Genomic DNA, 25,865 nt, shown 5'->3' with positions numbered 1-25,865 from the left:
CAAAAGCCCCGAAGCGCTGAGCGCATTTCGGGGCTTTTTTGTTACCGCAAGCTCTTACTTCTTGTGATAAGCCGTCACGCGCTCAACTTCTTCCTTCGAACCCAGGAACACCGCCACACGCTGGTGCAGGCCTTCAGGCTGGAGGTCGAGGATGCGCTGGTGGCCGTCGGTAGACGCACCGCCTGCCTGTTCAACCAAAAACGACATCGGGTTGGCTTCGTACATCAGGCGCAGCTTGCCTGGCTTGGACGGCTCGCGGCTGTCGCGTGGGTACATGAACAGGCCACCACGGGTCAGGATGCGGTGCACGTCGGCAACCATCGCGGCTACCCAGCGCATGTTGAAGTTCTTCTTCAACGGGCCTTCTTCGCCTTCCATCAGCTCGTTGACGTAGCGCTTCACCGGTTCTTCCCAGTGGCGCTGGTTGGACATGTTGATGGCAAACTCCTGGGTAGAAGCAGGAATCGAAATGTCTTCGTGGGTGAGTACGAAGCTGCCCATTTCACGGTCCAGGGTGAAGCCTTTGACGCCGTCGCCCAGGGTCAGCACCAGCATGGTCTGTGGGCCGTAGATCGCGTAGCCGGCAGCAACCTGCTCGGTGCCTGGTTGCAGGAAGGCCTTTTCGTTCAGGGCTTCGTTCTGGCTCAGGTATTCGTTGGGGCAACGCAGCACCGAGAAGATGGTGCCGACCGGTGCGTTAATGTCGATGTTGGACGAACCGTCCAGTGGGTCGAATACCAGCAGGTATGCGCCCTTCGGGTATTTGCCTGGGATCTGGTAGGCATTGTCCATTTCTTCGGACGCCATGCCGGCCAGGTGGCCACCCCATTCGTTGGCTTCGAGCAGGATTTCGTTGGACAGAACGTCCAGTTTCTTCTGCACTTCGCCCTGCACGTTTTCAGTGCCCATGCTGCCCAGGACACCGCCCAGTGCGCCTTTGGAAACGGCGTGGCTGATTTCCTTGCAAGCACGCGCCACCACTTCGATAAGGAAGCGCAGATCGGCAGGCGTGTTGTTGCTGCGGGTCTGCTCGATCAAATAGCGACTCAAGGTAACGCGGGACATGGACGGCTCCGGAGAATGGGGGGCTGAAAACCCGCGCAGTTTAGCGCGAGTCGAGGCTGATTTCCTCTAATCAGAGGATTTAACGCCAATAGAGTTCACGACCAGGCTTGATGTGGGAGGGGGCTTGCCCCCGATTGCGGTCATTCAGTCAATGCATGAGTGACTGATCAACCGCTATCGGGGGCAAGCCCCCTCCCACATTTTTAACCGCGGCCGTCAGTCGAGGGCTTTCCAGATCTCGGTGGCATATTCGCGGATGGTGCGGTCCGAGCTGAACCAGCCCATGCGCGCTGTGTTGAGCACGGCCGAGCGCCACCAGGCCTTGGAGTCGTGCCAATGCGCCTCGACCCGCGCCTGGGCGTCCCAGTAGGCGTCAAAGTCGGCACACACCAGGAACCGGTCGTAGTCGATCAGCCCATCGATCAGGCCCACATAGCGGCCCGGGTCGTCCGGCGAAAACACCCCGCCACGGATCGCTTGCAGCACATCATTCAAACGATGGGAGGCAGCGATATCCGGCCCGGCGTTGAACTCGCCGGCGTGTTTGCGGGCCTCCACCTGCTGGGCACTGAGGCCAAAGATAAACATGTGCTCGGCGCCGACACGCTCGTGCATCTCCACGTTGGCGCCGTCCATGGTGCCGATGGTCAGCGCGCCGTTGAGGCCGAACTTCATGTTGCTGGTGCCGGACGCTTCGAAACCGGCGGTGGAAATCTGCTCCGACAAATCCGCTGCCGGAATGATGCTTTCCGCCAAGCTGACGTTGTAGTTGGGCAGGAACACCACCTTGAGCAGGCCGCGCACGGTCGGGTCGTTGTTGACGGTGCGGGCGATGTCGTTGGTCAGCTTGATGATCAGCTTGGCCTGGTGATAGCTGGCTGCCGCCTTGCCGGCAAAGATCTTGACCCGAGGCACCCAGTCGATGCCCGGCTCGGCACGGATCGCCTGGTACAGCGCCACGGTGTGCAGCAGGTTGAGCAGTTGGCGCTTGTATTCGTGGATGCGCTTGACCTGCACGTCGAACATCGCCGCCGGGTTGATCGCAATGCCCAGGCGCTCATGGATGATCTGCGCCAGTGCGCGCTTGCTGTGCAGGCGCTGCTCAGCGAACGCTTTGCGGAAGGCCGGTTTCTCGGCAAAGGGTTCCAACTCGATAAGACGCTGCTCGGGCTGGTCGAGAATATCCGGGCCCAGCGCTTCCACCAACATATCGGTCAACTTGGGGTTGGCCTGGTACAGCCAGCGACGGAAGGTAATGCCGTTGGTTTTGTTATTGATGCGTTCGGGGTAGAGCTTGTGCAGTTCGGAGAACACCGTGCTGCGCATCAGTTGGGTATGCAAACCGGACACGCCGTTGACGCTATGGGAGCCCAGGAACGCCAGGTTGCCCATGCGCACGCGGCGACCGTTGTCTTCTTCGATCAGCGACACAGCGCGCAAGACGTCGAAGTCGTGGATGCCCTTGGCACGCAGCGAGTCGATATGCTGGGCGTTGATCAGGTAGATGATCTGCATGTGCCGGGGCAGCATGCGTTCCATCAAACCTACCGGCCAGGTTTCCAGCGCTTCGGGCAGCAGGGTGTGGTTGGTATACGAAAGGGTCTCGACGGTGACATCCCACGCGGCTTCCCAGGGAATGTCATGCAAATCGACCAGCTGGCGCATCAACTCGGCCACGGCGATGGACGGGTGGGTGTCGTTGAGTTGGATGGCGGCGTGCTCGCCCAGGCTCAATACCGAACCGTGCATGTTCTTGTGGCGGCGCAACAAGTCCTGCAGGGACGCGGAGACGAAGAAATATTCCTGGCGCAGGCGCAGTTCCTGCCCTGCTTCGGTGCTGTCGGCCGGGTAAAGCACTCGGGAGATGCTTTCGGCGCGGGCCACTTCGGCGACGGCGCCTAAATGGTCACCTGCGTTGAAGCGCTCCAGGTGCAGGTCTTCTACGGCCCGTGCACGCCAGAGGCGCAGGGTGTTGACGCTGGCCCCGCGCCAACCGACGACCGGCGTGTCATAGGCCACGGCACGTACGGTTTCGTTGGGCGACCACACCTGGATCATCTTGCCGGAGGCGTCCGCAATGGTTTCAACGCTCCCGCCAAAGCCGATCGGGTAAATCACCTCGGCGCGCTCGAATTCCCAAGGGTTGCCGAAATCCAGCCAGCGTTCGGTCTGCTCCTGCTGCCAACCGTCGACAATGGCCTGGCGGAACAAGCCGTGTTCATAACGAATGCCGTAACCGTGGCCCGCAATGCCCAGCGTCGACATGCTTTCCATAAAGCACGCCGCCAGACGGCCCAGACCACCGTTGCCGAGCGCCGCGTCGGGCTCCAGCAGGCGGATGCGCTCCAGATCCACGCCCAGCTCCGACAGCGCTTCGCGAGCGATCTCCAGCACACCCAGGTTGCTCAGGCTGTCGTAGAGCAAGCGGCCGATGAGAAATTCCAGGGACAGGTAATAAACACGCTTCTGGCCTTTGCGATAAATACGCCGCGTGTGGTCCATCCAGTGGTCGACCATCTGGTCGCGGGCGGCCAGGGCAATGGCTTCGAACCAGTCATGGTCGAAGGCGTGATCCGGGTCCTTGCCCACCGCGTAGGTGAGTTTGGTCAAGACAGCATCGCGGAATGCGGCTACCTCTGCTTCTCGTGCAAGCGGTTCCTGAGACATCGGTGCGACCTCGGGCGAGATTGAAGGAGTTGCTAGAGCCTAGTCGGTCTGACAGACGGTAGACGTGCTGGTTCGGCAGTTTTTTAACTCATTCGCCATGGACTGAATTTGATGCAGGGGTCGTGCCCGATCGGGCAGTGGCCAAACCTTTGAGCTGAAACCTGCAAAATATTGTTCAAAAAACCACCAATCCCGGTATGATCCCGCGCCCGTATACCGCCCCACCCTGGAACCCTGATGAAGCCTCAACTGATCGCCGCCGCGGAACTCGACCGTCTAGAGACCTGGCAGAAATATTCCGCCCACATGTGCGGCGGCTGCGTGTCCAGCTGCTGCACCCTGCCGGTTGAGGTGAAGATCAAGGACCTGATCCGCATTGGCATCGTCGATGAGTTCGAGCGCGGCGATCCGCCGAAGAACATCGCCAAGCGTTTGCAGAAAGAAGGCATCGTCGAGCGGTACAACAACAAGTCCGAAATTTTTACCCTGCAGCGCATGAGCAACAACGACTGCCTGTACCTGGATCGTAAGACGCGCTTTTGCACTATTTATGACAAACGCCCGGATACGTGCCGCAACCACCCGAAAATCGGGCCGCGGCCGGGGTATTGCGCGTATAAGCCCAAGGAAGTGGTGCGCGAGACTAACTTCAAGACCCTCGACAAGTTCTAAGTTTTTGATCGTTCCCACGCTCTGCGTGGGAATGCAGCTGTGGACGCTCTGCGTCCGCTCTTGAAAGCAGGACGCGGAGCGTCCCACGCGGCGTTCCCACGCGGAGCGTGGGAACGATCACAACGGCACAGTCACCACAAAACCTGCAGGCATAAAAAAACGCCCCCGGCCTTTCGACCGGGGGCGTTTTTCATTCAGCCTGAGTTAACTCAGTTCTTGGCTTTCTTGGCAGCGCGGGTACGCTCGCCTTCGTCCAGGATCTTCTTACGCAGGCGGATCGACTTAGGCGTGACTTCGCACAGCTCGTCGTCCTGGATGAATTCCAGGGCCTGTTCCAGGGTGAAGCGAACAGGTGGAACCAGAGCGATGGTTTCGTCTTTGCCCGAAGCACGCATGTTGTCGAGCTTCTTGCCTTTGGTTGGGTTGACGCCCATGTCGTTGTCACGGCTGTTCAGACCAACGATCTGGCCGTTGTAGATCTCTTGACCGTGCTCAACGAACAGCTTGCCACGCGCCTGGAGGGTTTCCAGGGAGTAGGTCAGCGCCTTACCGGTTTCTACCGATACCAGAACACCGTTCTGACGGCCGGACATGTCGCCGGACTTCATGGTGTCGTAGCGATCGAAGATCGAGGTCAGGATGCCAGCACCGTTGGTCAGGGTCAGGAACTGGTTACGGAAACCGATCAGACCACGAGCAGGGATGTTGTATTCCAGACGCACACGGCCTTTGCCATCCGGCACCATGTTGGTCAGGTCGCCCTTACGCAGGCCCATCTCTTCCATGACCTTGCCCTGGGATTCTTCAGGGGTGTCGATGGTGACGTTTTCGAACGGTTCCTGCTTCACGCCGTCAACCTGACGGATGATCACTTCCGGACGACCAACACCCATTTCGAAGCCTTCGCGACGCATGGTTTCGATCAGTACCGAGAGGTGCAGCTCACCACGGCCGGAGACCTTGAACTTGTCAGCCGAGTCGCCTTCTTCAACGCGCAGAGCAACGTTGTACAGCAGCTCTTTGTCCAGACGCTCCTTGATGTTACGGGAGGTCACGAACTTGCCTTCTTTACCGCAGAAAGGCGAGTCGTTTACCTGGAAGGTCATGGAAACGGTTGGCTCGTCAACGGTCAGAGGCTTCATCGCCTCGACGTTGTCCGGCTGGCACAGGGTGTCGGAGATGAACAGCGAGTCCATACCGCTCACGCATACGATGTCGCCAGCGAAAGCTTCTTCAACGTCGATGCGGTGCAGGCCGTGGTGACCCATCAGCTTCAGGATACGACCGTTACGCTTCTTGCCGTCAGCGCCGATAGCAACAACCGGGGTGTTCGGCTTGACGCTACCACGAGCGATACGGCCAACGCCGATAACACCCAGGAAGCTGTTGTAGTCCAGTGCCGAGATTTGCATCTGGAACGGGCCTTCACGGTCGACTTTCGGTGCTGGTACGTTGTCGACGATCGACTGGTACAGCGGGGTCATGTCTTCAGCCATGTCGGTGTGGTCAAGACCAGCAATACCGTTCAGGGCCGAGGCGTAGATGACTTGGAAGTCCAGCTGTTCTTCGGTAGCACCCAGGTTGTCGAACAGGTCGAAGATCTGGTCCAGAACCCAGTCCGGACGCGCGCCTGGACGGTCAACCTTGTTGATGCACACGATCGGACGCAGGCCGGCTTCGAAAGCCTTCTTGGTCACGAAACGGGTTTGCGGCATAGGGCCGTCTTGAGCGTCAACCAGCAGCAGAACGGAGTCAACCATCGACATTACGCGTTCTACTTCGCCGCCGAAGTCGGCGTGGCCCGGGGTATCCACGATGTTGATGTGGTAGCCGTTCCAGTTGATAGCGGTGTTTTTAGCCAGGATGGTAATACCGCGCTCTTTTTCCTGGTCGTTGGAGTCCATCACGCGCTCGTCGTTGAGCTCGTTGCGCTCCAGGGTGCCGGATTGACGCAGGAGTTTGTCTACCAGGGTGGTTTTACCATGGTCAACGTGAGCAATGATGGCGATGTTACGTAGATTTTCGATCACTTGTGTATCTCGATCAGAGGATTCGGTGTGCTGACAGGTCGTGGCAGCGATTAACAGTAGAGTCAGGCCTTGCCGTTACAGCTTGACGGCAGAGTCGGGGGGCCGGTGACGCAGGCCACAGGCAAACAGCCCCGGGCTCTTAGCTCGGTCGATAAACGCGCACATTGGCATGCCCCTCACTGAGCAAATGGTGGGCATGCAGGCGACTCATCACGCCTTTGTCGCAATACAGCAGGTACTGACGGCTGTCATCCAGTTCCTTGAAACGCGCGTTCAATGCATAGAACGGCAGCGTTTGTACGTCGATGCCAGGAATCTCCAGCGGCTCGTCGTCGGCGGCATCCGGGTGACGGATGTCGATGATGATCTGGCCGGCCAGGGCTTCGCTGACTTCTTCGATCTGCACATCCTGGCCCAATTCGTCGATCACTCGATCGATTGGCACCAGCTTGGCGTTCTCGAGCGCACGCTCCAGAATCGCCATGTCGAATTCTTTTTCTTCATGCTCCACGCGGTGACGCTTGGCGTGGGTCTTGGGGTTCACCGAAATGACCCCGCAGTATTCAGGCATATGCTTGGCAAAGTCGGCGGTGCCGATTTGCTCGGCCAGGTCGATGATGTCCTGCTTGTGGCTGGCGATCAGCGGGCGCAGCACCAGCTTCTCGGTCACGCAATCAATGATCGACAGGTTCGGCAGCGTCTGGCTGGAAACCTGGGAAATCGCTTCGCCGGTCACCAGGGCGTCGATCTGCAATTGATCGGCGATTCGGGACGCAGCGCGCAACATCATACGCTTCAATACTACGCCCATATGACTGTTATCGACTTTGCCGAGAATTTCGCCCAGCACTTCCTCGAACGGCACGCTTACAAATAGCACGCGCTGGGAGCTGCCGTACTTCTTCCAGATAAAGTGCGCGACTTCCATCACGCCCAATTCGTGTGCACGCCCGCCCAGGTTGAAGAAGCAGAAATGGCTCATCAGGCCGCGACGCATGATCTGGTAGGCCGCCACCGTGGAATCGAAACCGCCGGACATCAATACCAGGGTCTGTTCCAGGGCACCCAGCGGGTAGCCGCCGATGCTGTTGTGCTGGCTGTGGATCACGAACAACCGTTGGTCGCGAATTTCCATGCGCACTTCAATTTGCGGCGCTTTGAGGGAAATTCCAGCGGCACCGCACTCGCGACGCAGCTTGCTGCCGACGTATTTCTCGACATCCATGGAGCTGAACGGGTGCTTGCCGGCACGCTTGCAACGCACCGAAAAAATCTTGCCTTCAAGCGCATTGCCGTAGTGCTGCTTGCACTTTTCGGTGATGTCGTCGAAGTCGCCCAGCGGGTACTCATCCACCTGCAGGAAATGCGCGATGCCCGGCATGCAGCTCAGGCGCTCGGTCATGTCCTTCAAGGCTTTGGCGTCGGTAATGCGGGTTTCCAGCTCGAGGTTGTCCCACACGCCGTTCACCACCACAGCCGGGTCCAGATCACGGAGCACGGCACGGATGTTCTTGGCCAACTGACGGATGAAACGCGTCCGTACCGGTCGGCTTTTGATGGTGATCTCGGGGAAGACTTTAACGATTAATTTCATGGAAACAGCGCGCGCCGGGCCTGCTGAAAAAGGGGGGCGCGGATTATAGCGGAAATCGCTCAAGGTTTAACCAGTTAATATGCATTGCCTACGCAATGCACCAAAACGGGTCATTTACACAAATAAACGCTACATTGCAGTGCGCGATTTATGCCGTTTTTGCCGATTGCACCGTTATAGGGGCTATTTTGAGGCAAAACGGCCATGTTGGCGCACTGGCATGCAATTTGCTCTCTTGTGAGGCAGGTTGCCTTGGCGGAGTATCCGCGCCGGCATCACCCAAATTCTAAGGGCTAACTCCACTACCCAAGCCCGAAGCCACCCGGAGGACACCATGTCGAAGTCGGTTCAACTCATCAAAGATCATGACGTTAAATGGATTGATCTGCGCTTCACGGACACAAAAGGCACTCAGCACCACGTGACCATGCCGGCTCGCGATGCGCTGGAAGATGACTTCTTCGAAGTCGGCAAGATGTTCGACGGTTCCTCCATCGCCGGCTGGAAAGGCATCGAAGCCTCCGACATGATCCTGCTGCCAGACGACAGCACCGCCGTACTCGACCCGTTCACCGAAGAGCCAACCCTGATCCTGGTGTGCGACATCATCGAGCCTTCGACCATGCAAGGCTATGACCGCGACCCACGCGCCATCGCCCACCGTGCCGAGGAATACCTGAAGTCCACCGGTATCGGCGACACCGCATTCTTCGGCCCTGAGCCAGAGTTCTTCATCTTCGACTCGGTGAAGTTCAAATCCGACATCTCCGGCTCCATGTTCAAGATTTTCTCCGAGCAAGGTTCGTGGATGTCCGACCAGGACGTGGAAGGCGGCAACAAAGGCCACCGTCCAGGCGTGAAAGGCGGCTACTTCCCAGTACCACCGTTCGACTTCGACCATGAAATCCGTACCTCCATGTGCAACGCACTGGAAGAAATGGGCCAGACCGTTGAAGTTCACCACCACGAAGTGGCGACTGCCGGCCAGAACGAAATCGGCGTGAAATTCAACACGCTGGTGAAGAAGGCTGACGAAGTTCAAACCCTGAAATACTGCGTGCACAACGTTGCCGATGCCTATGGCCGCACCGCTACCTTCATGCCTAAGCCGCTGTACGGCGATAACGGCTCGGGCATGCACGTTCACGTATCGATTTCCAAAGACGGCAAGAACACCTTCGCCGGCGAAGGCTATGCCGGCCTGTCCGATACCGCCCTGTACTTCATCGGCGGCATCATCAAGCACGGCAAGGCCCTGAACGGCTTCACCAACCCGTCGACCAACTCCTACAAGCGTCTGGTCCCAGGTTTTGAAGCGCCGGTGATGCTGGCCTACTCGGCACGCAACCGCTCCGCCTCGATCCGTATTCCTTACGTCAACAGCCCTAAAGGCCGTCGTATCGAAGCGCGCTTCCCAGACCCGGCTGCCAACCCTTACCTGGCCTTCGCCGCCCTGATGATGGCCGGCCTGGACGGTATCCAGAACAAGATCCACCCTGGCGACGCCGCCGACAAAAACTTGTACGACCTGCCGCCTGAAGAGGCCAAAGAGATCCCACAAGTGTGCGGCAGCCTGAAAGAAGCCCTGGAAGAGCTGGACAAGGGCCGTGCGTTCCTGACCAAAGGCGGCGTTTTCAGCGACGACTTCATCGACGCTTACATCGCCCTGAAAAGCGAAGAAGAAATCAAAGTACGCACCTTCGTACACCCACTGGAATACGAGCTGTACTACAGCTGCTGATCCGGTAGCGCTGCTTGAGGCAGCGTGATGAAAAAGACCTCCTTCGGGAGGTCTTTTTTTTGGTGCGCCAGGCATGGCGCGTTGCGCGCAAGCGCAACCAGCTTGGCTGTGGTGGCCACGCTGGTGACTGGGAGGTGAAAGTCCTCTACACACCCGGCAAGGGGAAGTGTTAGCCAGAGGCAAGGGTGTCGCGGGTGACTGCGAATCTGAAGGAAGCCCGAGGCAAAATGCTGGCCTGACGAACAGGAAGCGGATAGAGGCGGCGCAGCGGGGTAAGAAGGCCAAAATCTTCAAAGCCCAATACTTGCACGGAACGCTGTGACGTAGATCCGACAGGCATAAGCAGGAAGGTCGCGCGAATTACCCTGGGAGATCTGCACGTTTGCCAGTGTGCTACCGAGCGTCGAGAGGCGATGGGATGAGCGTGCAGAAGTCAGCCGAAGCCGTAGTAAGTGGCGAATAACCGCGCCACCAAGGGCCGAACAGGTTATGCCGCCAGTAGGCGTCAGAGTCTCGTTGAATACCGAAATGCAGAAATTTCTCCAAGAGAAGACTGTGACTCCGAGTCCCGGACAGAATCCGAGGATGACGGCTGACAGCGCAAAGGTATCGACGGCATCTGTGACGTGGACGAACGCGGAGCCGGACACGCTGATGGCGCGGGTGCTTGCACCGGCCAACCTCAGACGTGCGTATCAGCGCGTGGTCAGCAACAAGGGCGCGCCGGGTGCCGATGGCATGACGGTCGACGACTTGGCGGACTACGTGAATCAGTATTGGCCGATCCTCCAGAGGAGGTTGCTGGCCGGCGAATACCACCCGCAAGGTGTACGCGCCGTCGACATCCCCAAACCCAAAGGCGGCACCCGACAACTGGGCATTCCCTGCGTCGTGGATCGCCTGATCCAACAGGCACTGCTGCAACAGCTCACGCCGATCTTCGACCCGCTGTTTTCGGATTACAGCTACGGCTTCCGTCCGGGCAGAAGCGCCCACCAAGCCATCGAGACAGCCCGCGCCCATGTGGCGGCAGGGCATCGCTGGTGCGTGGAACTCGATCTTGAGAAATTCTTTGACCGGGTCAACCACGATCTCCTGATGGCGTACGTGGCGCGCCAAATCGTAGATAAACGCGTGCTCAGACTGATCCGGCGGTACCTCCAAGCCGGTGAGATGTCGGGTGGGATCGCCAGCCGACGGCAGGAAGGGACGCCGCAAGGCGGCCCGCTCTCGCCGTTGCTGTCGAACATCCTGCTCAACGAACTCGACCGCGAGCTGGAACGGCGGGGTCATCGCTTCGTGCGTTATGCCGACGATGCGAACATCTATGTGCGCAGCCCTCGTGCTGGCGAACGAGTGATGGCCAGTGTTGAGCGCTTCCTGAATCAGCGCCTGAAACTAACGCTGAATCGGGATAAGAGCCGAGTAGCCGGGTCTTGGATGTGTGATTACTTGGGTTACGGGATGAGCTGGCATCAGCAACCGAGACTGAGAGTGGCGACGATGAGCCTGGGTCGCTTGCGCGACCGGCTCAGAGAGCTGCTACGTAAAGCGCGGGGCCACAAGGTGGCGACTGTCATCGAGCGGATAAACCCCGTGCTGCGCGGATGGGCGGGCTACTTCAAGCTGAGCCAGAGCAGACGGCCACTTGAGGAATTGGACGGCTGGGTGCGTCACAAGCTTCGCTGTATCGTCTGGCGTCAATGGAAGCGGCCCTCTACGAGGGCGCGCAACTTGATACGCTTGGGACTTAATGCGGCGCGGGCGTGGAAATCGGCAGTCAATGGCCGAGGCCCATGGTGGAACTCGGGAGCGCCCCATATGAATCAGGCGTTGCCGAAGAAGCTGTGGGACCGCCTCGGGCTGGTCTCGATACTGGATACGATAAACCGACTTAACCGTATAACCTGAACCGCCGTATACGGAACCGTACGTACGGTGGTGTGAGAGGACGGCGGATGTGAATCCGCCTCCTACTCGATCCTGGGCGTTACGCTAGCCCAACTCTTCAAACCCAATCAAAGTGTGGGAGCTGGCTTGCCTGCGATAGCGCACTGCCGGCCACCTGCTGTATCACTGACACACCGCCATCGCGGGCAAGCCCGCTCCCACAGGAGATCACCTTTGAGATATCGACTTGTATTTGCCCTGCTGTTCATCAGTGCCAGTGCGAGCGCTGCGCCGCCTACGCTCGAACCCCTGCTCAACAGCATCGCCGAACGCCTTGAGATTGCCGACCAGGTAGCACTGAGCAAGTGGGACAGCCACAAGCCCGTGGAGGACAAGAAGCGCGAACAAGAGGTGATCGCCAGCGTCACTGCCCAGGCGCCGAGCTACAAGCTGGACCCGGCCGCTGCCGAGCAGTTCTTCGCCGCCCAGATCGAAGCCAACAAACTGGTGCAATATACCCACCTGTCCGACTGGCAGTTCCAGGGCAAAGCGCCCGACGACCCGCGCCCGGACCTGGTCCAGCAGATTCGCCCGCAATTGGACGCGCTGCAAAAAAGGCTGCTGCAGCAGTTGGCTGACTTCACGCCCCTGCGCACAGACCCCAAATGCCCCCAATGGCTGGCCGAGGCCGTGCACGAACCGCTGAATGATCCGCTGCGCCAGCTGGCGATGATCCGCGCCACCGCCGAGCTTTGCATCTATAAAGGTTAAAAGGACTGCAAATCCAATTAAAAATGTGGGAGCTGGCTTGCCTGCGATAACGGTGTTGAATGCACCACAGCTATCGCAGGCAAGCCAGCTCCCACACTGACTGCGATTTGCCTTCAATCTTCAGTGGCTGAACAACCTTCACAAAACCGCACTATATTGGTGCGATAGCCTGCACCCTTCTCAATTGCCCAGCCCATTTTGGTTCGAAACTTCCCGTTGAGGCTGGCAGAACGCCACAGTTTCGCGCCTGAACCCCTTATTTCAGGGCATTAGCGCTTCTTTTCGGAGCCTTGGTTTGGTTTTTGCATTTTCCTTGTATCAGCGTGTGCCTCAAGCCCGCGCCTTGCTCCAAAAGAGGTCCCGATGACCATCAGCGATGCACTGCACCGTTTGTTACTCGACAACCTGACCACCGCGACCATCCTGCTCAATGCCGACCTGCGCCTTGAGTACATGAACCCGGCGGCGGAGATGCTCCTGGCGATCAGCGGCCAGCGCAGCCATGGGCAGTTCATCAGCGAATTGTTCACCGAGTCGGCCGAAGCCTTGAGTTCGTTGCGCCAGGCCGTGGAGCAGGCACATCCGTTCACCAAGCGCGAAGCGATGCTCACCGCGCTCACCGGACAAACGTTGACCGTCGACTACGCCGTGACCCCAATCCTGAGCAATGGCGCGACCCTGCTGCTGCTCGAAGTCCACCCCCGCGACCGCCTGCTGCGCATCACCAAGGAGGAAGCGCAGCTGTCCAAGCAGGAAACCAGCAAGATGCTGGTGCGCGGCCTCGCCCATGAGATCAAAAACCCGCTAGGCGGTATTCGCGGCGCGGCACAGTTGTTGTCCCGCGAGCTGCCGGACGAGCACCTCAAGGACTACACCAACGTCATCATCGAAGAAGCCGACCGCCTGCGTAACCTGGTGGATCGCATGCTCGGCTCCAACAAGCTGCCGTCCCTGGCAATGACCAACGTGCATGAGGTGCTGGAGCGGGTCTGCCAATTGGTCGAGGCCGAAAGCCAAGGCTGCATCACCTTGGTGCGCGACTACGACCCAAGTATTCCCGACGTGTTGATCGACCGCGAACAGATGATCCAGGCGGTGCTCAACATCGTGCGCAACGCCATGCAGGCCATCAGCAGCCAGAACGAGCTGCGCCTGGGCCGCATCAGTTTGCGCACCCGTGCCCTGCGCCAGTTCACCATCGGCCATGTGCGCCATCGCCTGGTGACCAAGGTCGAGATCATCGACAACGGCCCCGGAATTCCTGCGGAGCTGCAGGAAACCATCTTTTTTCCCATGGTCAGCGGCCGCCCGGACGGTACCGGGCTGGGCCTGGCCATTACCCAGAACATCATCAGCCAGCACCAGGGCCTGATCGAATGTGAGAGCCACCCCGGCCACACCACGTTCTCGATCTTCCTGCCATTGGAACAAGGAGCCCCCACGACATGAGCCGTAGTGAAACTGTCTGGATCGTCGACGACGACCGTTCTATCCGCTGGGTCCTCGAAAAAGCCTTGCAACAAGAAGGCATGACCACCCAGAGCTTCGACAGCGCCGATGGGGTGATGAGCCGCCTGGCACGTCAACAACCGGACGTGATCATTTCCGATATCCGCATGCCTGGGGCCAGTGGCCTGGACTTGCTGGCGCGCATTCGCGAGCAGCACCCGCGCTTGCCGGTGATCATCATGACCGCCCACTCGGACCTGGACAGCGCTGTCGCGTCCTATCAGGGCGGCGCCTTTGAATACCTGCCCAAGCCATTTGACGTGGATGAGGCGGTAGCGCTGGTCAAACGCGCCAACCAGCACGCCCAGGAACAACAGAACCAGGAAGCGCCGCCGACCCTGACCCGTACTCCGGAAATCATCGGGGAAGCGCCGGCGATGCAGGAAGTGTTTCGCGCCATCGGGCGCTTGAGCCATTCCAACATCACCGTGTTGATCAACGGCGAATCGGGGACCGGTAAAGAACTGGTGGCCCACGCCCTGCACCGCCACAGCCCTCGGGCGGCCTCGCCGTTTATCGCACTGAATATGGCGGCGATTCCCAAGGATTTGATGGAGTCCGAGTTGTTCGGCCATGAAAAAGGCGCGTTCACCGGGGCAGCCAACCTGCGTCGCGGACGCTTTGAACAGGCGGACGGCGGCACACTGTTCCTCGATGAAATCGGCGACATGCCGGCCGATACTCAGACTCGCTTGCTGCGGGTGCTGGCTGACGGCGAGTTCTATCGTGTGGGCGGGCATACGCCGGTGAAGGTGGATGTGCGCATCATCGCGGCCACCCACCAGAACCTGGAAACACTGGTGCATGCGGGTAAATTCCGTGAGGACTTGTTCCACCGCCTCAACGTGATCCGCATCCACATTCCGCGCATGTCGGACCGCCGCGAAGATATCCCTACCCTCGCCCGCCATTTCCTCAGCCGCGCCGCCCTGGAGCTGGCCGTCGAGCCCAAGCTGCTCAAAAGCGAGACCGAGGAATACCTCAAGAATCTGCCGTGGCCCGGCAACGTGCGCCAGCTGGAGAACACCTGCCGCTGGATCACCGTAATGGCCTCCGGGCGCGAAGTGCACATCAGCGACCTGCCGCCGGAGCTGCTGAGCCTGCCGCAGGACTCGGCTCCCGTGACCAACTGGGAACAGGCGCTGCGCCAATGGGCCGACCAGGCCTTGGCACGCGGCCAGTCGAACCTGCTGGACAGCGCCGTGCCAGCGTTCGAGCGGATCATGATCGAGACCGCGCTCAAACACACCGCCGGCCGCCGCCGTGATGCCGCCGTGCTGCTGGGTTGGGGGCGCAATACCCTGACGCGCAAGATCAAGGAATTGGGAATGAAGGTGGATGGTGGGGATGATGACGAGGGTGATGAAGCCTGAACCCCAAGACCGCTGAAGGCCCCGTGTGGGAGCCGGGCTTGCCCGCGATGACGGTGTGTCAGTCACCCAGTATAGGGCTGACACGCCGTCATCGCAGGCAAGCCAGCTCCCACATTGGTTTTGTGCAATGCCTGCAGACTGTGCACCGCTTCAATGCACGATGAACCGGCATTGAGCACAGACCAGAAAACTCGCCTATCGCTTTTGCTACAAATTTCTTGGCAGTAGAAACAAACAAAGCCCCGTATTCCGGGGCTTTGCGCTTTTTGGCATTTTTTTCCAGCAGCAATTGCAAGTTTTGGCACGCCCCCTGCAATAACCCCAGTACTACCCAGTTTCGGGGACCTTGGTACAGGCAGGCCGAGAATCCCCTCTTTAACACCGAAGCCTCAGGCTTCACCCCGTTTTGGGAGCCCTGGTACAGGCAGGCCGGGAACTCCCTCTTTTATTGCTCTTGGAGATGGATCTCCAGCCGCCAGCGGCCATCGACCTCTGCACCGCTCCACTCCCCACGCAACGGCCGAGCCGCCACCAGGTTCAGCAGCAGGCCAGCATCGGTCTTGCGTATGCGCCAATTCACGTCCTTGTCATTGACCTTGAGCTGCCCGCTGGCAGCCTTGCCCTGGGCGTCAAACAGCAACGCCACGGTGCCGTCGATATGCTCGCCGTGCAGCTTGGGTTCGTCGTTGAACCACACCACCAAACCATCCGCCTCAGGTTCTACCTGTTGCAGCTCAAGCGGCTCGGGGGTGGTCAAGCGACCGATCATCAAGCCAATCATCAAGCCGACAATCGCCAATGAGCCCAACACCCTCGGCAATAGCTTCGGTCTCGGGTCGTCTTCGGGGGTAGAATGCAGCGCATCTTTGCCTTCGGAGCCGTGCATGTTTCACGTCATCCTTTTTCAACCAGAAATTCCGCCGAATACCGGCAACGTTATCAGGCTGTGCGCCAACAGTGGCTGCCACCTGCATTTGATCGAGCCGCTGGGCTTTGACATGGACGACAAGCGCCTGCGCCGCGCCGGGCTGGACTACCACGAGTACGCCACCCTCAAGCGCCATGCCGACCTGGCCAGTTGCCTGGAGAGCCTGGGCCACCCTCGGCTGTTCGCGTTCACCACCAAGGGCTCGCGGCCGTTTCACGATGCCAGCTTTGCCGAGGGCGATGCCTTCCTGTTCGGCCCAGAAAGCCGGGGCCTGCCGGCCGAGGTGCTCGACGCATTGCCCGATGGCCATCGCCTGCGCTTGCCGATGCGTGAAGGCTGCCGCAGCCTGAACCTGTCGAACACCGTGGCCGTCGCTGTTTACGAAGGCTGGCGACAACTGGGCTTTAAATAACACCGCATAACAAATGTGGGAGCGGGCTTGTGTGGGAGCCGGGCTTGCCCGCGATGCAGGCACCTCGGTGTGTCAGTCACACCGCAGTGATGCTATCGCAGGCAAGCCAGCTCCCACACAAGCCCGCTCCCACATTTTAGAACGGCATCGCTCAGCAAATTACTGAACGGTTGGCGCGCCTTCCTGTTGCATGCGCTGCAGCTCTTGGGCGTACAGGGCATCGAAGTTCACCGGGGCCAGCATCAGGGCCGGGAACGAACCACGGGTGACCAGGCTGTCCAGGGTCTCACGGGCATACGGGAACAGGATGTTCGGGCAGAACGCGCCCAGGGTGTGGCTCATGGACGCTTCGTCCAGGCCCTGGATCAGGAAGATACCGGCCTGTTGCACTTCAGCGATGAAAGCGACCTCTTCACCATTCTTGACGGTGACCGACAGGGTCAGCACGACTTCGTGGAAGTCGCCTTCCAGGGCTTTCTGACGGGTGTTCAGGTCCAGCGCAACGCTTGGGGTCCATTCCTGACGGAAGATCGCCGGGCTTTTCGGCGCTTCGAACGACAGGTCGCGCACGTAGATGCGCTGCAGCGAAAACTGTGGGCCTTGAGCTTCTGCTGCTTCGGTATTCTGTTGATCAGTCATCGCAGATCCTTCTTTATCTTGGGGTTCTTAAGGGGTTGGCAGTCAGACGGACAGCAGCGCATCAAGTTTACCGGCGCGCTCCAGAGCGAACAGGTCATCGCAACCACCGATATGCCGGGTGCCGATCCAGATCTGCGGGACCGACGTGCGGCCAGCCTTCTGGGCCATTTCGGCGCGCACCTGAGGCTTGCCATCAACCTTGATCTCTTCGAAGGCGACCTTCTTGCTCTGCAGCAGCTGCTTGGCTCGAATGCAAAACGGGCAATAATCGCTGGAATATACGACAACCTGGCTCATATCACTTCACCAACGGCAAGTTATCGCCACGCCAGCTGCTGATACCACCCGACAGCTTGGCGGCGGTGAAGCCGGTCTTGAGCATCTCGCGGGCGTGGGTGCCCGAGTGCTGGCCTTGGGCGTCGACCAGGATAATGGTCTTGGCCTTGTATTTTTCCAGCTCGGCCAAGCGCGCGATCAGCTTGTCCTGAGGAATGTTCAGGGCACCAACGATATGGCCGGCGGCATAATCCTTGGCCGGGCGAATATCGACGACAACGGCCTCATCCTTGTTGACCAGGGCGGTCAGCTCCGACGTGCTCAGGCTGCGACCACCGCGGCTCAGTTCATGCGCGATCAGCAGCGCCAGCAGGATGACGAAGGCACCCACGAGCAGGTAGTGGGCAGTGGCAAATGCAATCAGGTGATCAACCATCAAGGAGGTTCCAGGGCGTTAAAATGGCGGTAAGTATACACAGCCGCCAAGGAGGGCCAACCCCCGTAAAGCGGTGACGCGCTCGGAACTTCGCTTTAAACTGCCACTCCCTTTTCCATTGTCTTCCTTTATTACCGCCGCGAGAGGATCTATGACTACCACGCCTAAACCTTTGGTCCTGATAATTCTCGATGGCTTCGGACACAGTGAAAGCCACCACGACAACGCCGTGTACTCGGCCAACAAGCCCGTGCTGGACCGCCTGACTGCAACGGTTCCCAACGGTTTGATCTCAGGTTCCGGCATGGACGTGGGCCTGCCGGAGGGCCAGATGGGTAACTCGGAAGTCGGCCACATGAACCTCGGCGCCGGACGAGTGGTATATCAAGACTTCACGCGTGTGACCAAAGCGATCCGCGAGGGTGAGTTTTTCGAGAACCCGACCATCTGCGCGGCGGTCGATAAAGCCGTCGCCGCCGGTAAAGCCGTGCACTTCATGGGCCTGTTGTCGGACGGCGGCGTACATAGCCATCAGGATCACTTGGTCGCCATGGCCGAACTGGCGTTCAAGCGCGGTGCCGACAAGATCTACCTGCACGCCTTCCTCGACGGCCGCGACACACCGCCCAAAAGCGCGCAATCGTCGATCGAGCTGCTCGACGCCACCTTCGCCGCCCTGGGCAAGGGCCGCATCGCCAGCCTGGTGGGCCGTTACTTCGCCATGGACCGCGATAACCGCTGGGACCGTGTCGCCCAGGCCTACAACCTGATCGTCGAAGGCCAGGCCGAATTCAACGCGGCCACCGCCCAGGAAGGCCTGGAAGCAGCCTACGCCCGTGGCGAGAGCGATGAGTTCGTCAAGGCCACCACCATCGGCGAGCCGGTGAAGGTCGAAGACGGCGACGCCATGGTGTTCATGAACTTCCGCGCCGACCGCGCCCGTGAACTGAGCCATGTGTTCGTCGATGAAGGCTTCAAGGACTTCGAGCGCGCACGCCAGCCAAAGGTCGAGTTCGTCATGCTTACCCAATACGCCGCCAACATCCCGGCCCCGTCGGCATTCGCCCCGGGCAGCCTGGAGAACGTGCTGGGCGACTACCTGGCTAAAAACGGCAAGACCCAGCTGCGCATCGCCGAAACCGAGAAATACGCCCACGTGACGTTCTTCTTCTCCGGTGGCCGCGAAGAGCCGTTCCCCGGCGAAGAGCGCATCCTGATCCCGTCGCCAAAAGTCGCTACCTACGACTTGCAGCCGGAAATGAGCGCACCGGAAGTGACCGACAAGATCGTCGACGCCATTGATCACCAGCGTTACGACGTGATCGTCGTCAACTACGCCAACGGCGACATGGTTGGCCACAGCGGCAACCTGGAAGCGGCGGTCAAGGCCGTGGAATGCCTGGATAAATGTGTTGGCCGCATCGTCGACGCGCTGGAAAAAGTCGGCGGCGAAGCGCTGATCACCGCCGACCACGGCAACTGCGAACAGATGTCCGACGAATCCACTGGTCAGGCTCACACAGCCCACACCACCGAGCCGGTACCGTTCATCTATGTCGGCAAACGTGACCTGAAAGTGCGTGAAGGTGGCGTGCTGGCGGATGTGGCGCCGACCATGCTGAAACTGATGGGGCTGGAGCAACCGAAGGAGATGACCGGGACCTCGATCCTGGTCTGATCCAAAGTACGCCACAAAACAGTGTGGGAGCGGGCTTGCCCGCGATAGCGGCTAATCAGTCGACATCTATGTCGCTGACCCACCGCAATCGCGGGCAAGCCCGCTCCCACATTGGTTTTGTGGTGTTTGATAGATGTCTTTTTGCCATACCATCGCCACTCGGCGGCTATCTTGCCCTACCGCCCCAATTGGGCGTTTTTTTTGCAGCGCTTGGCGGGCATACTAGGCCGTCCTTTTCCCCTGGTGTCGCCCGCCTCTATGCTTCGCGCCTTGATCACCCTTGCTCTTGTCTGCCTGCTCCAACCGGCATTTGCCGATGAGCGCGCACAAACCCAACAACAGTTGGACGCTACGCGTCAGGACATTACCGAGCTGAAAAAACTGCTCGGCAAGCTCCAGGAAGAAAAATCCGGGGTGCAGAAAGACCTGCGCGGCACGGAAACCGAGATGGGCAAGCTGGAGAAGCAGGTCCAGGAGCTGCAAAAAGAACTAAAGAAGAGCGAGTCGGAACTGGAGCGACTCGACGCTGAGAAAAAAAAACTCCAGAGCGCACGCGTTGAACAGCAACGCCTGATCGCGATCCAGGCCCGTGCCGCGTACCAGAGCGGCCGCCAGGAGTACCTCAAGCTGCTGCTCAACCAGCAGAACCCGGAAAAATTCGCCCGTACCCTCACCTATTACGACTACCTGAGCCAGGCACGCCTGGCGCAATTGAAGGGGTTTAACGAAACCCTGCGCCAATTGGCCAATGTCGAGCAGGAGATTGCCGACCAGCAATCGCAACTGCTCGACCAGAAAACCGCCCTCGACACCCAGCGTGATCAGTTGGACAAGGTGCGCAAGGAACGCCAGCAGGCCCTGGCCAAGCTCAACAGCGACGTAAAAGCCCGCGACGCCAAGCTCCAGGCACGCGAGCAGGACCAGGCCGACCTGGCCAAAGTCCTCAAGACTATCGAAGAAACCCTGGCCCGCCAGGCACGCGAGGCCGAAGAAGCGCGGCAAAAAGCGCTGATCGCCCAGCAGGAAGCCGAAAAAAAGCGTCAGCGTGAGGCCGAACTGGCTGCCACCAGCGACGCTCCGGCCCCGCGCAAACCGGCGCGTGCAGCCCCTGGCCCGCTGGTTTCCAGCAGTGGCGAGTCCTTCGGTGGCCCTTTTGCTTCAGCTCGGGGCAAACTTCCATGGCCGGTTGATGGTCGATTACTGGCACGCTTTGGGGAAACCCGTGGCGATGACACCCGTGCCAAGTGGGACGGCGTGATGATCAGCGCCTCTGCCGGCAGCCAGGTCCACGCCGTGCATGGTGGGCGCGTGGTGTTCGCCGATTGGTTGCGGGGCGCCGGCTTGCTGGTGATTCTTGACCACGGTAATGGCTATTTGAGCCTTTACGGCCACAATCAGACACTACTCAAGTCGGCAGGTGATGTTGTAAAAGCCGGTGAATCCATCTCCACTGTCGGTAACAGTGGTGGCCAGGACACCCCGGCGCTGTACTTTGCTATTCGTCAGCAGGGCCGCCCGAGCGACCCTGCACAATGGTGCCGGTCCCAAGGATAGGGTCGCATCTACATTAGGAGTTCGTTCGACATGCTGCATTTGTCCCGCCTCACTTCGCTGGCCCTGACGATCGCTCTGGTGATCGGCGCGCCTCTGGCTTTTGCCGACCAGGCCGCACCGGCTGCACCTGCCATGGCTGCGACGACCAAGGCGCCATTGCCGCTGGACGAGCTGCGCACCTTTGCCGAGGTCATGGACCGGATCAAGGCAGCGTATGTCGAACCCGTAGACGACAAGGCCCTGCTGGAAAATGCCATCAAGGGCATGCTCAGCAACCTCGACCCGCACTCCGCCTACCTGGGCCCGGAAGATTTCGCCGAGCTGCAGGAAAGCACCAGTGGTGAGTTCGGCGGCCTGGGCATCGAAGTGGGCTCCGAAGACGGCCAGATCAAAGTGGTCTCGCCCATCGACGACACCCCAGCGTCCAAGGCCGGCATCCAGGCCGGCGACCTGATCGTGAAGATCAATGGCCAGCCGACCCGTGGCCAGACCATGACCGAAGCCGTCGACAAGATGCGCGGCAAGCTCGGCCAGAAGATCACCCTCACCCTGGTACGCGACGGCGGCAACCCGTTTGACGTGACCCTGGCCCGTGCGACCATCACGGTCAAGAGCGTGAAGAGCCAGTTGCTGGAGTCGGGCTACGGTTACATCCGTATCACCCAGTTCCAGGTCAAGACCGGCGACGAAGTGGCCAAGGCCCTGGCCAAGCTGCGCAAAGACAACGGCAAGAAGCTCAACGGCATCGTGCTTGACCTGCGTAACAACCCAGGCGGCGTGTTGCAGTCGGCGGTTGAAGTGGTCGACCACTTTGTCACCAAGGGCCTGATCGTTTATACCAAAGGCCGGATTGCCAACTCCGAACTGCGCTTCTCGGCCACCGGCAACGACTTGAGCGAAAACGTGCCGTTGGCGGTGCTGATCAACGGCGGCAGCGCCTCGGCCTCGGAAATCGTCGCCGGCGCCCTGCAAGACCTCAAGCGCGGCGTACTGATGGGCACCACCAGCTTCGGCAAAGGCTCGGTGCAGACCGTATTGCCGCTGAACAACGAACGCGCACTGAAGATCACCACGGCGCTGTACTACACGCCTAACGGCCGCTCGATCCAGGCCCAGGGCATCGTGCCGGACATCGAAGTACGCCGCGCCAAGATCACCAACGAGATCGATGGCGAATACTACAAAGAGGCCGATCTGCAAGGTCACCTGGGCAATGGCAACGGCGGCGCCGACCAGCCAACCGGCAGCCGCGCCAAGGCCAAGCCGATGCCCCAGGACGATGACTACCAACTGGCCCAGGCACTCAGCCTGCTCAAGGGCTTGAGCATCACCCGCAGCCGTTGATCATGCGCTTTGCCCTGATCTTCGCTGTGCTGTGCAGCCTGGCAGGGGTCGCTCAAGCGGCCCCTGCCGGCGAACCGCACAAAGCCTACCTGACGCTTATCATCGACGACCTGGGGCAAAACCTGCCTCGGGATCGTCGCGTGCTTGCGCTACCCGGCCCGGTGACCGCCGCCATCATGCCGGACACGCCCCACGCCGCCGAATTCGCCCGTGAGGCCCACAAGGCTGGCAAGATCGTGATCCTGCACATGCCTATGGACCCGGCCACCGGCCCATTCGCCTGGCACCCGGAGCTGTCCATCGAAGAACTGGGCAAGCGCCTGGACGCGGCATTTGAAGCCGTGCCCTACACCGCCGGTATCAACAACCACATGGGCAGCCGCATGACTGCACAACCGGTAGCGATGGCCTGGCTGATGGGTGAGTTGCAACGGCGTCACAAGTTCTTCGTCGACAGCCGCACCAGTGCGCAAACCGTCGCCGCCGCCGAGGCACAGAAGATCGGTTTGGCCCATGTGTCGCGGGATGTATTTCTCGATGACGAACGCACCGAGGCAGCGATTACCACGCAACTGCAGACCGCGATCAAACTGGCACATAAGCAGGGTTCGGCAGTCATGATCGGGCATCCTTACCCACAGACGCTGGCGGTGCTGGAGCGCGAATTGCCCAAGCTCAAGGCCCAGGGCGTGGAGTGGATCGATATCAAGTTGATGATCAGCGTGCGCAGTAATCGGGCGATGGCCGGGCATGGCAAGGACGGTATTTACCGTTAAGGAAGATCGCAAAGATCTACTGTGGGAGCGGGCTTGCCCGCGATGGCGGAGTGTCGGTCACACAGGTATTGGCTGATCCAATGTTATCGCGGGCAACCCCGCTCCCACATTGTTGATCATGTTCATCCTGCCGACTTCAGAGGTAACGCGCCATGATTTCGTCTATACGGCCGCTGTTGCGTAACTCATCCAATGCGGCCTGGAGCCTGGCCACCACCTCATCCGGCACGTCCTTGTTCAACGCCAGGTAAAGCTGCGCACTGTTGAACCGCAACACCGTCTTGAGCCCGTTCACCCCCACCTGCCGCGCCAGGTAACGCCCGGCAGGATCGCCGGTGGCCCACAGGTCGATCTGGCCTTCCATGAGCTTTTGCGCATTGTCCTGGTCACGCAGGGCGACCATCGGCTTGAGCCCCTGCTTGTCGAGGCTTTCGGCAATGGCGTCGCCTTTGTAGGCGCCAATCTTGTAGCGGCGCGCTTGCTCCAGGCTTTCTAGCTGAATCTTGCTGTCGGCCTTGGCCAGCATTACCCAATCATCCGGGCCGATGGGGCCGACCCATTTGAACAAGGCTTCACGGTCTGGCAGACGCGCCATCACAAACACACCGTAACCGGGTTTTTCCAGGGCGAGCTTGTAGATTCGTTCCCACGGGAAGCGCAGGGTCAGGTTGTAGGAAATGCCGGCACGCTGGAAGGTTTCGCGCATGATGTCTACGGCGATGCCTTCGATGTTCTCGTCCTTGGCGAAGTTCTTGCCGTTTTTCGCCATGTTGTAGGGCGGGAAATTTTCCGTCAGCAACACCAGGGAGGCGTCAGACGGTTGTTCGGCGTGTGCCGTAGCCGCCATGAACATGGAGGAACTGGCGAGGGCGAGCAGCAGGTGTTTGAACATGAAGGCTACCGGAATCCATGGCAAGCGCAGAGAGTGCCGCGAGCCTGCCATGGTGTCCAGCAGCGTTTAGCGCACGACGATACCGCGCGCCGCCATATAGGCCTTGGCCTCGGGCACGGTGTATTCACCAAAGTGGAAAATACTCGCCGCCAGCACCGCGCTGGCATGGCCTTCGAGCACGCCATCGGCTAAGTGTTGCAGGTTGCCGACGCCGCCCGACGCGATCACCGGGATGCCCAGGGCATCACTGATGGCGCGGGTGACGCCCAGGTCGAAACCGTTTTTCATGCCGTCCTGGTCCATGCTGGTCAGCAGGATTTCACCGGCGCCCAGGCCTTCCATCTTCATCGCCCACTCCACCGCATCCAGCCCGGTAGGCTTGCGCCCGCCATGGGTGAAGATCTCCCAGCGCGGGGTTTCGCCCGGGCCGGAAACCTTCTTGGCGTCGATGGCGACGACGATGCATTGCGAGCCGAAGTGTTGCGCGGCTTCGCCGACAAACTCAGGGTTGAACACGGCGGCGGTGTTGATCGAGACCTTGTCTGCGCCGGCATTAAGCAGGTTGCGGATGTCTTGCACCGTGCGCACACCACCGCCCACGGTCAGCGGGATAAACACCTGGCTGGCCATGCGCTCGACGGTATGCAACGTGGTATCGCGACCATCGACGCTGGCGGTGATGTCGAGAAAGGTAATCTCGTCGGCACCTTGCTCATCGTAGCGACGGGCGATTTCTACCGGGTCGCCGGCATCACGGATGTTCTCGAACTTGACGCCCTTGACCACACGACCGTTGTCGACGTCCAGGCAAGGGATGATGCGTTTGGCCAGCGCCATGGTCAGTCCTCAGCCGTTGTAGGCGTCGCAGTAAGCCTGAGCTTCGGCGACGTCCAGGGTACCTTCATAGATCGCACGGCCGGTGATGGCGCCGATAATGCCGGGAGCCTTGGCGTCCAGCAGCGACTTGATGTCACCCAGGTTGTGAATGCCGCCCGAGGCGATCACCGGAATCTTGGTGGCCGCTGCCAGGGCTGCGGTGAACGGAACGTTGCAGCCCTGCATCATGCCGTCTTTGGCGATGTCGGTATAAACGATGGCGGACACGCCGTCGGCTTCGAACTGTTTGGCCAGGTCGATCACCTGCACGGTGCTGATTTCAGCCCAGCCATCGGTGGCAACAAAGCCGTCTTTAGCATCCAGGCCGACGATAACCTTGCCGGGGAACGCGCGGCAGGCTTCGGCGACGAAGGCTGGGTCTTTCACGGCCTTGGTGCCGATGATCACGTAGCTCACGCCCGCCTTGACGTAGTGCTCGATGGTTTCCAGGGAGCGGATACCACCGCCGATCTGGATCGGCAGGTTCGGGTAGCGTTTGGCGATGGCGGTGACCACCTCGCCATTGACCGGCTGGCCTTCGAAGGCGCCGTTCAAGTCCACCAGATGCAGACGACGGCAGCCCCCTTCTACCCATTTGGCAGCCATGCTCACCGGGTCATCGGAGAACACCGTGGAATCTTCCATGCGGCCTTGGCGCAGGCGGACACAAGCGCCGTCCTTGAGATCGATAGCGGGGATAATCAGCATCTGGCAAACCTTATTCGATATTCAGCAATGCTTG

General features: G+C 59.9%; 22 protein-coding genes. 11 read left to right on the top strand and 11 right to left on the bottom strand.

Annotated features, from left to right (window positions below; all coding sequences use genetic code 11):
- Positions 1–54 precede the first annotated feature (54 nt).
- Positions 55–1,065 carry a class 1 fructose-bisphosphatase gene (locus RHM69_RS22940; protein WP_200599101.1) on the bottom strand — a complete coding sequence of 337 codons (1,011 nt, stop codon included), beginning with the start codon at positions 1,063–1,065 and terminating at the stop codon, positions 55–57.
- A gap of 216 nt (positions 1,066–1,281) precedes the next feature.
- Positions 1,282–3,732, bottom strand: coding sequence for a glycogen/starch/alpha-glucan phosphorylase (locus tag RHM69_RS22935; protein ID WP_020302392.1), 2,451 nt, complete (start codon positions 3,730–3,732; stop codon positions 1,282–1,284).
- Between the two features lie 237 nt (positions 3,733–3,969).
- Here RHM69_RS22935 and RHM69_RS22930 point away from each other — a divergent pair, with 237 nt between their 5' ends.
- Positions 3,970–4,404 carry a YkgJ family cysteine cluster protein gene (locus RHM69_RS22930; protein ID WP_003187815.1) on the top strand — a complete coding sequence of 145 codons (435 nt, stop codon included), beginning with the start codon at positions 3,970–3,972 and terminating at the stop codon, positions 4,402–4,404.
- A 209-nt stretch (positions 4,405–4,613) separates the two neighbouring features.
- Here the strand turns inward: RHM69_RS22930 and typA are convergent, their stop codons facing one another.
- Both typA and thiI read right to left on the bottom strand, forming a co-directional pair.
- Positions 4,614–6,434 (bottom strand): translational GTPase TypA, encoded by a 1,821-nt coding sequence (gene typA, locus RHM69_RS22925; protein WP_014716526.1) that lies wholly within the window; start codon positions 6,432–6,434, stop codon positions 4,614–4,616.
- Between the two features lie 139 nt (positions 6,435–6,573).
- Positions 6,574–8,028, bottom strand: a complete 1,455-nt coding sequence (thiI, locus tag RHM69_RS22920) for a tRNA uracil 4-sulfurtransferase ThiI (RefSeq protein ID WP_014716525.1) — start codon at positions 8,026–8,028, stop codon at positions 6,574–6,576.
- A gap of 334 nt (positions 8,029–8,362) precedes the next feature.
- Here thiI and glnA point away from each other — a divergent pair, with 334 nt between their 5' ends.
- From glnA to ntrC, 5 genes are all read left to right on the top strand, one after another.
- Positions 8,363–9,769, top strand: coding sequence for a type I glutamate--ammonia ligase (gene glnA / locus RHM69_RS22915; protein ID WP_003187811.1), 1,407 nt, complete (start codon positions 8,363–8,365; stop codon positions 9,767–9,769).
- Positions 9,770–10,258: 489 nt separating this feature from the next.
- The gene (ltrA, locus tag RHM69_RS22910) at positions 10,259–11,680 is read left to right on the top strand and encodes a group II intron reverse transcriptase/maturase (protein WP_011805433.1); all 1,422 of its coding nucleotides are present in this window, start codon (positions 10,259–10,261) and stop codon (positions 11,678–11,680) included.
- A 213-nt stretch (positions 11,681–11,893) separates the two neighbouring features.
- Positions 11,894–12,430: a chorismate mutase gene (locus RHM69_RS22905; protein WP_014716524.1), complete on the top strand. Its 537-nt coding sequence runs from the start codon at positions 11,894–11,896 to the stop codon at positions 12,428–12,430.
- Between the two features lie 363 nt (positions 12,431–12,793).
- Complete coding sequence (glnL, locus tag RHM69_RS22900; protein WP_014716523.1) at positions 12,794–13,879, top strand: nitrogen regulation protein NR(II); 1,086 nt, start codon at positions 12,794–12,796, stop codon at positions 13,877–13,879.
- Positions 13,876–15,312 (top strand): nitrogen regulation protein NR(I), encoded by a 1,437-nt coding sequence (ntrC, locus tag RHM69_RS22895; protein WP_003187806.1) that lies wholly within the window; start codon positions 13,876–13,878, stop codon positions 15,310–15,312. The genes glnL and ntrC overlap by 4 nt, the downstream gene beginning before the upstream one ends.
- Before the next feature lie 445 nt (positions 15,313–15,757).
- Here ntrC and RHM69_RS22890 read toward each other — a convergent pair whose 3' ends face one another.
- Entirely contained in the window at positions 15,758–16,198 is a 441-nt protein-coding gene (locus RHM69_RS22890) for a hypothetical protein (protein ID WP_014716521.1), read from the bottom strand.
- Between RHM69_RS22890 and RHM69_RS22885 the strand changes: the two genes are divergently transcribed.
- A complete protein-coding gene (locus RHM69_RS22885; RefSeq protein ID WP_003171120.1) occupies positions 16,197–16,652 on the top strand; it encodes a tRNA (cytidine(34)-2'-O)-methyltransferase in 456 nt (151 codons plus the stop codon). The two genes, RHM69_RS22890 and RHM69_RS22885, sit on opposite strands and share 2 nt — an antisense overlap.
- Before the next feature lie 159 nt (positions 16,653–16,811).
- Here RHM69_RS22885 and secB read toward each other — a convergent pair whose 3' ends face one another.
- Genes secB through RHM69_RS22870 form a run of 3 tightly spaced genes read right to left on the bottom strand, consistent with a single transcriptional unit; the run spans position 16,812 to position 18,003 of the window.
- Positions 16,812–17,291 carry a protein-export chaperone SecB gene (gene secB / locus RHM69_RS22880; RefSeq protein ID WP_014716520.1) on the bottom strand — a complete coding sequence of 160 codons (480 nt, stop codon included), beginning with the start codon at positions 17,289–17,291 and terminating at the stop codon, positions 16,812–16,814.
- A gap of 42 nt (positions 17,292–17,333) precedes the next feature.
- A complete protein-coding gene (gene grxC, locus RHM69_RS22875) occupies positions 17,334–17,588 on the bottom strand; it encodes a glutaredoxin 3 (RefSeq protein ID WP_019819989.1) in 255 nt (84 codons plus the stop codon).
- Position 17,589: 1 nt separating this feature from the next.
- Positions 17,590–18,003: a rhodanese-like domain-containing protein gene (locus tag RHM69_RS22870; protein WP_003187796.1), complete on the bottom strand. Its 414-nt coding sequence runs from the start codon at positions 18,001–18,003 to the stop codon at positions 17,590–17,592.
- A gap of 151 nt (positions 18,004–18,154) precedes the next feature.
- Here RHM69_RS22870 and gpmI point away from each other — a divergent pair, with 151 nt between their 5' ends.
- The 4 genes from gpmI to RHM69_RS22850 all read left to right on the top strand — a co-directional run bounded on the left by gpmI (position 18,155) and on the right by RHM69_RS22850 (position 23,355).
- A complete protein-coding gene (gene gpmI / locus RHM69_RS22865; protein ID WP_102667043.1) occupies positions 18,155–19,681 on the top strand; it encodes a 2,3-bisphosphoglycerate-independent phosphoglycerate mutase in 1,527 nt (508 codons plus the stop codon).
- Between the two features lie 258 nt (positions 19,682–19,939).
- Positions 19,940–21,235, top strand: coding sequence for a murein hydrolase activator EnvC family protein (locus tag RHM69_RS22860; protein ID WP_019819986.1), 1,296 nt, complete (start codon positions 19,940–19,942; stop codon positions 21,233–21,235).
- A gap of 30 nt (positions 21,236–21,265) precedes the next feature.
- Positions 21,266–22,579, top strand: a complete 1,314-nt coding sequence (locus RHM69_RS22855) for a S41 family peptidase (protein WP_020302395.1) — start codon at positions 21,266–21,268, stop codon at positions 22,577–22,579.
- Between the two features lie 2 nt (positions 22,580–22,581).
- A complete protein-coding gene (locus RHM69_RS22850; RefSeq protein WP_019819983.1) occupies positions 22,582–23,355 on the top strand; it encodes a divergent polysaccharide deacetylase family protein in 774 nt (257 codons plus the stop codon).
- Positions 23,356–23,491: 136 nt separating this feature from the next.
- Here the strand turns inward: RHM69_RS22850 and RHM69_RS22845 are convergent, their stop codons facing one another.
- From RHM69_RS22845 to hisA, 3 genes are all read right to left on the bottom strand, one after another.
- On the bottom strand, positions 23,492–24,247 hold the full coding sequence (locus RHM69_RS22845; protein ID WP_069868907.1) for a substrate-binding periplasmic protein: 756 nt from the start codon (positions 24,245–24,247) through the stop codon (positions 23,492–23,494).
- Between the two features lie 66 nt (positions 24,248–24,313).
- Positions 24,314–25,084 carry an imidazole glycerol phosphate synthase subunit HisF gene (hisF, locus tag RHM69_RS22840; RefSeq protein WP_003187786.1) on the bottom strand — a complete coding sequence of 257 codons (771 nt, stop codon included), beginning with the start codon at positions 25,082–25,084 and terminating at the stop codon, positions 24,314–24,316.
- Positions 25,085–25,093: 9 nt separating this feature from the next.
- Positions 25,094–25,831: a 1-(5-phosphoribosyl)-5-[(5-phosphoribosylamino)methylideneamino]imidazole-4-carboxamide isomerase gene (hisA, locus tag RHM69_RS22835; protein ID WP_003187784.1), complete on the bottom strand. Its 738-nt coding sequence runs from the start codon at positions 25,829–25,831 to the stop codon at positions 25,094–25,096.
- Positions 25,832–25,865 lie beyond the last annotated feature (34 nt).

The organism is Pseudomonas sp. CCI1.1 (genome assembly GCF_034348165.1).
In the GTDB taxonomy this organism is placed as follows: domain Bacteria; phylum Pseudomonadota; class Gammaproteobacteria; order Pseudomonadales; family Pseudomonadaceae; genus Aquipseudomonas; species Aquipseudomonas paracarnis.
Note: the sequence above shows the minus strand (reverse complement) of the source record. Positions and strands in the feature narration are given on the sequence as shown.